The 11,598-nt window shown below is 35.9% G+C and carries 7 protein-coding genes; 1 reads left to right on the top strand and 6 read right to left on the bottom strand.

Translation table 11 applies throughout. The features are described 5' to 3' along the window. Nucleotides 1–10 precede the first annotated feature (10 nt). From ACY0M5_RS14605 to ACY0M5_RS14620, 4 genes are all read right to left on the bottom strand, one after another. Nucleotides 11–3,577, bottom strand: coding sequence for a SusC/RagA family TonB-linked outer membrane protein (locus ACY0M5_RS14605; RefSeq protein WP_461629642.1), 3,567 nt, complete (start codon nucleotides 3,575–3,577; stop codon nucleotides 11–13). A 113-nt stretch (nucleotides 3,578–3,690) separates the two neighbouring features. Further along, a complete protein-coding gene (locus ACY0M5_RS14610) occupies nucleotides 3,691–4,890 on the bottom strand; it encodes a FecR family protein (protein ID WP_461629643.1) in 1,200 nt (399 codons plus the stop codon). A gap of 76 nt (nucleotides 4,891–4,966) precedes the next feature. Beyond that, nucleotides 4,967–5,527, bottom strand: a complete 561-nt coding sequence (locus tag ACY0M5_RS14615; protein WP_124992872.1) for an RNA polymerase sigma-70 factor — start codon at nucleotides 5,525–5,527, stop codon at nucleotides 4,967–4,969. Nucleotides 5,528–5,866: 339 nt separating this feature from the next. Next, nucleotides 5,867–8,212 carry a TonB-dependent receptor gene (locus ACY0M5_RS14620; RefSeq protein WP_461629644.1) on the bottom strand — a complete coding sequence of 782 codons (2,346 nt, stop codon included), beginning with the start codon at nucleotides 8,210–8,212 and terminating at the stop codon, nucleotides 5,867–5,869. A gap of 201 nt (nucleotides 8,213–8,413) precedes the next feature. On the opposite strand from ACY0M5_RS14620, the gene ACY0M5_RS14625 reads away from it, so the two are divergent. Beyond that, on the top strand, nucleotides 8,414–9,166 hold the full coding sequence (locus ACY0M5_RS14625) for an NYN domain-containing protein (RefSeq protein WP_124992870.1): 753 nt from the start codon (nucleotides 8,414–8,416) through the stop codon (nucleotides 9,164–9,166). A gap of 135 nt (nucleotides 9,167–9,301) precedes the next feature. Here the strand turns inward: ACY0M5_RS14625 and ACY0M5_RS14630 are convergent, their stop codons facing one another. After that, nucleotides 9,302–10,582: an alpha/beta hydrolase-fold protein gene (locus ACY0M5_RS14630; RefSeq protein ID WP_461629645.1), complete on the bottom strand. Its 1,281-nt coding sequence runs from the start codon at nucleotides 10,580–10,582 to the stop codon at nucleotides 9,302–9,304. Nucleotides 10,583–10,719: 137 nt separating this feature from the next. Further along, nucleotides 10,720–11,403, bottom strand: a complete 684-nt coding sequence (locus ACY0M5_RS14635; protein WP_461629646.1) for a VOC family protein — start codon at nucleotides 11,401–11,403, stop codon at nucleotides 10,720–10,722. Nucleotides 11,404–11,598: the final 195 nt, after the last annotated feature.

Consider the following 11,598-nt stretch of genomic DNA (forward strand, 5'->3'; position numbering starts at 1 on the left):
GTTTTAAATGTTAAAAACTCAAATACACTCCTCCAACAAATGTGGGTTTTTCCTTAGCACCCAACATATATTCGGCTTTTTTATCAAAAGCAAAAGTCTTTAGATTTTCTACATTAAATTGTACTCTTGCACTACCCAATTTTAGTTTATTGCACCATTCTGAAGGCAGGTGATAAGCCAATGAGATGTTGTTTATCTTCACATAAGAGGCATCCAGCACATGAATATCTGAGTAATTGTATACGGATTCACGATAATAGCTGTAATCTGGAGAATTGCCATAGAACAGTAATCGTGGAACATCCGTTTTGTTTTCATCTCCTGCTTGTTTCCATCTGTTTCGAATGTCTTTACTGGTTACACTTATCATCGCAGAACCATATGGATCGGCCATATTAATTTTAGGAATGTTTGTATTACGAACTTTATGACCTCCTGCATATAGCACCAAAACTGATAAATCAAAATTCTTATAAGAAAAACCATTCATGATGGAGCCACTATACTTAGGAACTGTGGTGCCACTGAAATGAATGTTGTCCATGTTGGTGTAATCCTCAGCAGTTTTATTCCCATCAACATCGTAAATCTGAGGTTCTCCCTGATCATTCAATCCAGCCCACTTATAGGAATAAATTCCATTAAATGCATTATTCACTCTGGGAAATTCCTGCGGATAATCAAATTGCAAGACATAAAAAGGTGCTTCCACATTAATTTTGGTCACTTTATTTTTATTGTATCCCAAAAGAAAACCTGCATTCCAGGAAAAATTCTTTCCACGAACAAGATCAGCCTGAACAGCAAGTTCAAACCCCTTATTCTCCATTGATCCATTATTAAATGCAAGGGTATTGTATCCAAATCCTTCAGTTGGTGTACCTTGTTGATTGGCTAATAAATCCACACTCTTCTTTTTATAAACATCAACAGAACCTGACAGGCGGTTGTTGAGCAATGAAAAATCAGCCCCGGCATTTATTGTTGTTGTCTTTTCCCATCGTAAATCTGGGTTCGGTGGCGAAGAAATATTACCATAAACACCCCCAACTAAGGAACTGGTATAATAACTGGCTGTTAAGTAAGGCGCAGCATCTTTTGCAATGTTACCCCCAATACCATAAGAAGTTCTTAGTTTCAACATGTTCACCCACTCCACATTAAAGAAATCTTCCCTATTTACGTTCCAATTGGCTCCTACCGACCAGAGTGGTTTGTTCTGATACTTGGAGTTAGTTCCCCAAAGATTGGAACGATCCCAACGAATACTACCCGATAAGGTGTATTTATTATTGTAACTGTAGGCTGCATTCGAATAAAAAGAAACAAACCGGTTAACCAACTCTTGTTGGCTGGCCAGATCACTATTATTTAAATAAGCCCATGAATTCATCAAACCGGAAAAGCCGCCTGTCAGTAAAGGTTGGTTCAAATACTGAGAAGTCAGCATATCTGAGTCATAACCATAACGGGTTTGATCATTATATTCCAGTTTGCTGTGCCTTGTCTCCGATCCTACAATCCATGTAATTTGATGTTTCTCCTGAAAAGTTTTGTTCAGATTTAATTGTTGTCTGAAATTGTAAGAATTTGAAAAATGGTTATGATTGTAGTAAATATCTCCTTTGGGAAGATTATAGACTGCACTTCCATCCGAATTGCTCGCAAATTTATTAATGGTTGTGCGGGTTGAATAAGAATCCAGTTCATTTAGACGTTGATAACGATTTACTCCATATTCATACTGAAACATAGCATCATAGTTCAACCATGGAGTAATCTTTACATTCAATTTTGCATAGGTTCTGTTGCTGAATTCTTTCCTTTTGCCCAGTTTTCTGCTCAATTCATCCAACGGAGTTAAGTCTAAACTGTACAAACCGTAATTTGCAACATTATCGCGAACAGTCTTTTTAACCTGAGAAGCAACGCTTACAGGGGTTCCATTATCATCAACCAAACGGTCGTATGGACTTCCGGTAAAACCAGCGCTATAAGAGTCTAACAAATTGTATGTTTGCTCTGTAGCCTTCTTGTAATTGATATATACTCCAACATCAGCTTTTAGCCATGAAGCAAGTTGTAAAGAGTTTGCTATATTTAAACCAAGCTGATCGCTATTCGAATAAATATCTTCCTCTTTGTTCTTTTTGTAAGTAGCCGAAAACTTAAAATTATTTAGTTCGGTCGCTTTTCCAATACTTAAATTGTATTGCTGATAAAACAGATCACGTTTTGCATACTTGGCCACATCATCGTAGAACTGAAATCCTCTTGAAGCAAGTTCTGATAACTTCGCATTGGCATCGCTTTCTGAAATTGCACCTGAATACATATCCAACAGAACATCTACCCCTGCACTTGGCCATTTGTAATTGTTTCGACGATTGTCAGCCTCTGCCTGAGCACGAAGCAGTCCATTATTTAATTCCGGATTAGAGGCTGCCCATTCTTTTTCCAACTCAATAACATCAGCCGAATTGGTTAAATTTCCAGTATAATAATCGTAAGGTTTCCAGGTAACTGTACTGGAAAAATCAACTTGAACTTTTCCTTTTTGAGCTTTTTTGGTTACAATAACCACCACTCCATTGGCAGCTCTGGCTCCGTAAATCGAAGCTGCTGCGGCATCCTTCAAAATGGTAATGCTCTCAATATCTTCAATATTAAGGTCTGGTGTATTTTCTGTAACATTTCCATAATTATCAATGCTTGTATTCTCAACCGGAAAACCATCAATTACATACAATGGTGAAGCCATGGCATTCATGGTGGATACACCACGAATAATTCCATCGGAATACCCAGCGATCTGTCCTTCCAAAACATCAGCCAAGCTATTCAATCTTCGGGTCTCCAGACTTTTACTGGTTACTTTCGAAAATGATCCGGTTGACCGCTCTTTGGAAATGGTTTGATAACCTGTTACTACCACTTCATCCATTTGTTCTGAGTCTGCCTTAAGTGCAATATTTAGTAATGCTTGTCCATTGTAAGCAATTTCCTGTGGAAGCATTCCTACAAAAGAATATACAAAAACAACATCCTCATTATCAAATGAAATTGTATAGTTACCATCAATATCAGTTGCTGCACCAATTGTGGTTCCTTTGATAACAACAGATACTCCGGGTAAAGGAATGCCATTTTCATCGGTAACAGTACCATGTACCTCCTTCTCTTGCGCAGATTCATCAAGATTGGGTTTTGGAGGCGCTGGCATCAAAAGAATTACTTTATCTTCAATCTTGTAAGTAATTTTCGTTCCTTTCAAACATTCGTTTAGAATTTCTTCTACATGCGATCCGTAAAATTCAGCATTGTTAATTTTAACGCCTTCAATTTCATCATCCGAATAAAGAAAATCAAATTCACTGCTGTTTTTAACTTCCTGCATCATATCATAAATGTCCGCATCTTTAAACTCAACCGTAAAAGTAGTTTGCTGAGAATATACACTTGCAGAAATCTGCAAACTGGCTATTAAAATTAAAAAACCGGTGATTTTCATAATGCGAATTAATTTCCGAAGCTCTTCCCCGAGAGGAAAAACTTTGTACAAGACTAATTTTTTCATAAATTTGTTTTGGTTAGATTAAACATTGTATTCCAATGGAATACTTTATTTGATTTTAAGACAGGGGATGTTGCCGCACTCCCTGTTTTTTTTTCATTTCGGGTTTTAAGGGTTTACTTCTTTTTAATTTGAATAATATTATTTTTTATATCAAAGTTAATATTTGTTGTTTGCTGCATTTTCTCCAAAATATCATTGATATTGCCGTATCTGTCAATTCTGGCGCTAAAACGCATATTTTTCAGCTCATTACTTTGGAAGAACACTTTAATATCATACCAGCGCTCTAACCTTCTCATAATATCGTTTAAACTCTCTTTTTCGAAAACAAACTTTCCGTTTTTCCAGGCAATAAACCTGTCAACATCTACTTCTTTGATTTCAACATTTTTTGAAAAGCGATCGTAATCGGCCTGCCGGCCAGGACTCAAACCCACTGATGTGGTTTTTCCGGATAATTCTTTTGCTTTTAGGCTTACAGCACCTTCAACAAGGGTAGTTTGTATGCTTCTCTCGTCAGGATAAGCCATAATATTGAATTGTGTTCCTAAAACTTTTACCTCAACATCGTTTACATCAACAATAAAAGGTTTTCGTGCATCTTTAGCCACCTTAAAGTACACCTCCCCTGAAATTTTCACTTTTCTGGTATTTCCGATAAACCGAACAGGATAACGAATTTCAGACTTTGCATTCATCCAGACTTTTGTTCCATCGGATAGGGTTAACTGATATTCACCTCCAACCGGAGTTACTATCACATTTTCAGCAATACGTTCCGGTTCGATATCAAGAGTATTGGTCTGATAATTTAAACCCAGACTGTCTTTTTCGATTACAGAACCGTCAGTCTCTCTTATTAAATCCTTCTGCTGCTTCTCTAAATCTACAATTCTTCCATCTGAAAGATACAACTGAGCCTTTGTTTCACCTGGTTTAATTTCAATAGTTGTCTGTCCCACTCCATCAGGTTGGGTAACATCAGTTAAATACAACATGTATACTGCAAGAGCTAACGGCAAAGCCAGTATGGCTGCATAACGAAGTATTTTTGCGAAATTTATTTTCTTGCTTTTAAGCCTGAATTGAATCTTCCAATCTACCTTTTTACGGGCTTCTTCAAGATTAAAAGTCTGATACCTCTTCAAGCGGTCAAAATCAATTCCTTTTTCTCTTACCGATGAAAGGATCTCATTTTTATCTTCCTCTTTTTCGAAAAGTGTCAATTGTTTTATTTCAGCATCAGACAATTCACCGGCAAGTTGTTTTGCAAGTAGTTGAGCTAGTTTTATATGTTCCTGTGTGTTCTTCATTTCTTCTTCTTGTATAAATTAGAACACCCAACTTAAAAAAGAGGGTGAAGAATGATCAAGAAAAAGATACAAAAATTTACATCCACATGATATACATTACGATATCGAAGATATTTTGAAGTTTGGAACGGAGTGTTTTGTAGGCAATACTTTTTTGTGTTTTTACCGAATTTACAGAAATCCCCAGGTCCTCAGCAATTTCCTGATTTTTTAAACCCTGCATGCTTAATTGTAATATCTTCTTGCACTGCGGAGGAAGCTCATCAATAGAATTGGCAATAATACGACTTGTCTCTTCTTCTACCACCTGCTTCAAAAAATAGGTTTCCGATTCAACTTGATGAACCTGCTCGGCTTCATACTTTCGTTTTACCTTTTCGTGACGTATGGAATTCAAGCAAGCATTTCTAGTTGCCTGATATAAATATGCTTTAATGGCATTTAAAGAATCAAAATCATCAAATTTAGCCCACAATTTCACAAATACTTCCTGAACCAAATCCTCTCCTTCGCTCGAAACCATCAAAAACCGCTCGGAGAATAAACAAAGCCCGGCATACATTTCATTAAATAATGAATTGTAGCTTAGTGATTCATTATTATCGATAATAATAATTTTATCAGGGGTTTGGTTCATTGTGTGGTTATTTTAGCAACAAATTAATATTAATTTTTTAGTCTTTCCAAGCCCCCTTCTTCTTTTCCCATTTGCAAATACCTGTTTATGTTCTGATTTTATATACATAACACAAACATCACATATCCTAATAATTATATAAAAAAAACGAGCTTGTTTACCCGTTTTATACACAAAAAAAAAGGATCGTCTATTGGGCAGTTTTCGCTGCAATTTAAAATGTCATCTAACTGAGATATTTTACATAGGAGAACTACCTTTCTCCCTGATATCCCAAAGTATTATTTACCTCTTTAATCTCAAAAAGAATTCGAAAAAGGAGAACTAACTAAGCTTCCTTTAAAAATCAATAACAAAACCAATGGTGGGAATTGGCTTCCCATCTTCCTTTACAACCTGAACCAGATTACGAGGTTCTATTATACTTCCCATATCATTTCTTTGAAGAACGTATTTGAGGGCCTCCGGAGAATTACGCATCAACAGGTTTTGTATTTCAAAAAACAACTCCAACGAAAGTTTTTTAAAATTCCACTTTTTATCGATACGTACATCCAGTTGGCTGAATACACCCAACTTTTCTTTCCCCAGCCGACTGTAATCCAAAACAATATCCGGATAACGGGCGGTAGTTTCCTCAATATTTATTGGAACAATTGGGGTTTCGCCTGCAAATCGATAACGAGCACTTACTTCCCAGTTTTTTTTGAGTTTGTATCCTCCTGTAAAAGACACTAAATGCCGGCTGTCCCACACCGATGGTAAATACTTCCTTCGATCGAAGCCGGTAAATTCGCTGTAGAAAAAAGTATAGGAAAAGATACCATAAAAGCGATGGCTCAACTTCTGCTGAAACAAAAATTCCAAGCCGTAACTTCTCCCTTTACCAACTGATTCTACCTCTTCGTTTCCCAGCACATTAAAATCGGCTCCGTTATTCGCTAATGAAACCCGATCGCGAACTGAAACGGGATAATCTTCATAGCGTTTGTAAAACCCTTCTACACTAATATTTGAAGAAGGACCAAGAATTCGCTCGAAACCCAATACATAATGATCACTACTGGTATAATCCACATCTTTATTTAGAAACACTCCATTTTCTTTGTAACCAAGTATGGTATATGGTGGTAGTTTGTAGTATCGTCCTACACTTGCGTTGATTTTCCAGTCGTCGGCGAATTCGTAGGACAAAGCCAATCGTGGAGAGAAAGTGGCAAATAAATCATTGCCTTGAGTAAAACTATCGCCATCGGTTCTAAAACCAAAAGAAAAGTCCAGTTTCTGATCCAGAAACGATTTTGTAACATTAGCGAACAACCCGTACTTCAAAAAATCAATTTTCGTATCGTACTGAAATCCGTCAATCAAATCAACAGTTTCATTTTTGTAGTCACTTCGTTGTATATTAAAACCACCAACAAATTTCCAATCCTTAACAAAGTAGGTCAGGCCATATCGCAGCTTGGTTTCCATTTCACGAGAATCATTCCTAAAATACAGATCTGCTTGATTTATATTATCACCATATCTCGAAAAATCATTGATCAGTAAATTGTTACTGATGGTAGACTGCATAAAACCTTTTCCACTTTTAAAACGCATCTTCCAACTTGCACCAATGGTATTGGTTTGTTGTTCGATAAACGGAGTCTGATCAAGTGTCGATTGCTCATTCTCATCAATGCTTCCCGATCCCTCTACAGCAAAATCATCTATCGACCCTACTCCAATTAAATTCAGCGTATTGTATTTGTCTATTTTATGAGTGATTTTGTATTGATAATCCCAATAATCGGGACGAATGGGCAACCCAATCATTTTAAATAAAAACTGTAGGTATGACCGACGCACTGAGACGATATAGGAAGTTTTGCTCTCTTCTTTATCACCCTTAAAAAGAGGACCTTCATGCGTAAGCGCAGCCTCGCTGGCACTCAGGCGAAAGTTAGTATTGTGTTTTCTCTGATTTCCTTGGCGCTGTTCAAACTGAAGTACTCCTGAAAGCGGATTATCATATTGACTGCCAAAAGCAGATGTTGCCAAATTTACATTATCAATGAAGGAGACATTTAAAATCCCCACCGGACCACCTGAGCTGCCTTGAGTGCTAAAGTGATTGATGTTGGGAATCTCTACTCCATCCAAATAGTAAACTGATTCGTTGGGAGCTCCACCTCTAATAATTAAATCATTACGAAATCCACCCGGCGAAGGAGATATCCCCGGCAAAGACTGCGCAACACGAACAACATCGTTATTTCCTCCGGGATAAGTTGCAATTTCAACGGCACTTAAAGTCTGAGTAGAAAGCGGCGTTTCGCGGGGTCGTGTTACCTTATTTTGATTGGATACGATTACTTCGGATAAATTTTGACTTTGTTCCAAAAGGGTAAAATTATACAATTGATTTCCAACCGATTTCACCTCGATATTGTAACGGGTTTGACTATCATAACCTAAATGGCTAACTACTAAATTATAAGTATCCGGGCTTACATTAACTAGTTTATAATATCCATTTGCATCAGTAACAGCACCTTTGGTGGTATTTTCGAGATACACCGAAGCTCCAATTAAAGGAAGATCGGTTTTGTCTTTTACGTATCCGGTGATTTCAGTTGTAACTTGCGCCTGAACTGAAATGACCAATAAAAACAGGTAAAGTATAATAAGTTTCTTCATTAAATCATTGTTTGTGACATCATCTGAAATATCAAATAAAAATAACATCCCAAATAAAAAATTAATTTCATCCTTAGAAGATAAGTACTTTTATTGTTTTTCTATATTCGCCTATACCATAAAACCAGATAATGCTAAATATTTAGACGTATAATCACATACAATTCCTTACCTTAGTCGTACTATTAATTACAAAAAATTATGAACGAAACGAATGATTTGAACCTGGCGGTTCTGATTGATGCCGATAATATTCCCTATTCGAACATTAAAGGAATGCTTGATGAAATAGCCAAATTAGGCACTCCAAGTATCAAACGCATTTACGGCGACTGGACAAAACCAACTGTTGCGGGCTGGAAACCGGCCTTACTGGAACATGCCATTACTCCTATTCAGCAATACTCCTACACTACCGGGAAAAATGCTACCGATTCGGCGATGATTATTGATGCCATGGACATTTTGCACGATGGTAAAGTGGACGGCTTTTGTTTGGTATCAAGCGATAGCGATTTTACGCGGCTGGCTACAAGGCTCAGAGAATCTAGAATGCTTGTTATTGGCATTGGCGAAAAGAAAACGCCAAATCCTTTTATTGTTGCCTGTGATAAATTCATTTATATCGAAATTATTAGTGGTAAAAAAATTCGCGAGAAGAAAAAAGAAGCCACTGCAAGTCCTGCCGAAACTCAGAAATTTGATAAAATAGACAAACAGTTTCTTAACCTTCTGATCAATTCGATTGAAGACATTGCCGACGACGATGGCTGGGCTTTTCTTGCAGAACTAGGTTCTTTAATTAACAAGAAGAAACCCGATTTTGATCCTAGAAACTATGGATTTAACAAACTCACCCCTCTGCTTAAATCGATGCAGCAACAGTTCGAAATTGACGAACGGGATAGTGGCAAACGCAATATCAAACACATTTTCGTAAGAATTAGAGAGTAATAATTCTTAAAGAAGATTTGCTGCGAACTGAATCATAAGCTATTCTGAAAACGAAATAAACATTAAAAAACTCCTTTGACCAAATCAAAGGAGTTTTTTTAATCAATATTGTGCTAATGGATGTTATCATTAGTCTTAGTTACTTTTTCTCATTTTAAGCCCTTCGATTCTTTTCTTATAATAATCACTGCCACTTAATTCAAAAGCTTTGGTTACATATTTTACCGCATTGGTTAAGTCCCCTTTTGTCTCATAATATTCAGCCATCGAATCGAAGGCATTCGCACTTTCGGGATAATATTCTATGGCAAGTTCAAAGTACATTTTTGTCTTTTCGAGCTGTTCCATCTCCATATTCATATAACCTGACATATTTAAAAGTTCTTCCGGATAAGGAGGTTCAAAATATCCAAAATGGTCTTTGAGCTTCTTTTCCCTGTATTTTATTATGCTGAGAAGCTCTTCTTTTGGCGTGTCAAATGAATTTATTTTATCGGTATTTTCCATTTGATACCATTCAAAAAGCGAAATCAAACCATCCATAATGGAAGGAAAGGGAATTGTGCCATGCAAATCTCTGGGATAAAATTTCCATTCGAAAGACAGTCCGTTTTTAGCATTTTGCCTTAGCTCGTTTGAAAAGGCAATATTCGAACGGGCAAACAAAGTAAATTCTGTTGTGTCTTGCATTACATTGTCCAGAGTTATCTTTGAATTTTGCATGTGCAATTGTCCTCCTAAAGACATAAATAAAGATTTGTTTTCATATGTCTGAGTGGCAAATAATCCTTGTGCTTCTTTCAACAGTTTTTGATCGTCCCAATCCAAGCTTGGATCTATGGCTAAATAGTTGGTAAACAAATTTGGATGATGAATTAGTGCATAAATGGCAAACAAACCTCCATACGAATGACCAATTAATGTTCTAAAATTGGTTACAGGATATTTATTCTCGATAAAAGGAATAAGTTCCTTTTCAAAAAACTCGGCAAAATGATCAGCCTCTCCATTTTCATCATTAAACGGCATTCCATATTTCGTTGATATAGTTGAGGTCGTTAAATCTCTTATCCTGTTTTTAGCATTGGAAATTCCTATTAGCACCATTTCAGGTGTAAAGCCTCCACTATAATAGTTTTGCACATCACTAAGCGTAGGTAGAAATATTTCTCCGTCTAAAATAAAAACTACGGGATATTTTTGATCTTTATCAGGATTGTAACTGACAGGTAATTGTATGTAAATCGTTCTCGACTCGTTTAGTATTTGGGAATAAAGACTATCTGTAACACCAACTTGCTGCAAAAACTGTTGATTTTGATTTGCCTGAGCTTTTACAAATTGTTGAAAGAAAACAATGAATCCTATTCCCAATCCTATTTTTAATCCACTTCTCATTTTATTGTTCTTAATCATTCTTATTTTTTTTCTTAATTGAGATTAATGGCTGATGTTAATTTTTACAGCGGACTCTCTAGTCGATTTTTTGTCCGATAGTACCGGAAATTTGATGCGGGACTCTGCCCTCCGAAAACCACGATACGCTATGAAATTTACACATTATTGGCTGTAGTTCTTAATTTTTCATTTCTAAATTCCAAGCAATATACTTTTCCGTTATTTTCAATAATTGCTTCAAAAGGTTCAGGTTTTATTATTATTGAAGTAGGAAACCAAATTTCTTTTAATTTGTAATTGGGTAATAAGAAAATTCCTTCTTGAGAACCGTTGGTCCCGAATCTCTTTAAATCACCTTTCCAAAATTTTGTTCCTAACTCTGTTTTAAGTTGGTGGTTTATTTCCTGAACATCTTTAGTAGCTACACCTATTTCATTAATTCCTAAAACTTTCGAAAAATCAAATTCAGACTCGTCATTATTTTTTAAATCATATCTGACTATAAATTCGGCAACGTTTCCACTTGCATCATAGAAATAGAATGAATCAGCATTCCAACTTTTAAAATTTTCAATTTTTCTACCATCTTCTATATCTATAACCTTAGTTCTTCTTTCCATCCATTCCAGTGCTTGATTCAATTTATTGGCAGGAATTAAGAAACAATAATGATATTTGTGTTCTATTTCAGATTGTTCGAATGATAATTCACTCCAACCAATTTCTAAAGAAAAAAAATTAGAATTTTCGTCTAAAATCTTAAATCCTAAAATCTCCGAATAGAATCTCTTCTCTGATTCAAGTTTATTTGTGTAAAGTTTTAATTTCTTAAATTTCATTTTAATACTTTTTTGGTTTAAATAACTCTAACGGCAGTCTGTCTAATAAGCTCAAGCAACTCACTTAGATTCTAAATATTTCTTCACTTTTAGAGACAACTACCAAAATAAATGACCGCTTGTCATCATCTATTGAACTATGAATACTACTCAAAATCAATATTTTAAGCTTTACTATAAAAATAATTGATCTTA

The organism is Labilibaculum euxinicum (genome assembly GCF_963678175.1).
GTDB lineage: Bacteria > Bacteroidota > Bacteroidia > Bacteroidales > Marinifilaceae > Labilibaculum > Labilibaculum euxinus.

Bases quoted from the DNA above. Each gene is read 5' to 3' on its own strand.
- ACY0M5_RS14605 (WP_461629642.1), bottom strand. From the start codon at position 3,577: ATGAAAAAATTAGTCTTGTACAAAGTTTTTCCTCTCGGGGAAGAGCTT.
- ACY0M5_RS14610 (WP_461629643.1), bottom strand. From the start codon at position 4,890: ATGAAGAACACACAGGAACATATAAAACTAGCTCAACTACTTGCAAAA.
- ACY0M5_RS14615 (WP_124992872.1), bottom strand. From the start codon at position 5,527: ATGAACCAAACCCCTGATAAAATTATTATTATCGATAATAATGAATCA.
- ACY0M5_RS14620 (WP_461629644.1), bottom strand. From the start codon at position 8,212: ATGAAGAAACTTATTATACTTTACCTGTTTTTATTGGTCATTTCAGTT.
- ACY0M5_RS14625 (WP_124992870.1), top strand. From the start codon at position 8,414: ATGAACGAAACGAATGATTTGAACCTGGCGGTTCTGATTGATGCCGAT.
- ACY0M5_RS14630 (WP_461629645.1), bottom strand. From the start codon at position 10,582: ATGATTAAGAACAATAAAATGAGAAGTGGATTAAAAATAGGATTGGGA.
- ACY0M5_RS14635 (WP_461629646.1), bottom strand. From the start codon at position 11,403: ATGAAATTTAAGAAATTAAAACTTTACACAAATAAACTTGAATCAGAG.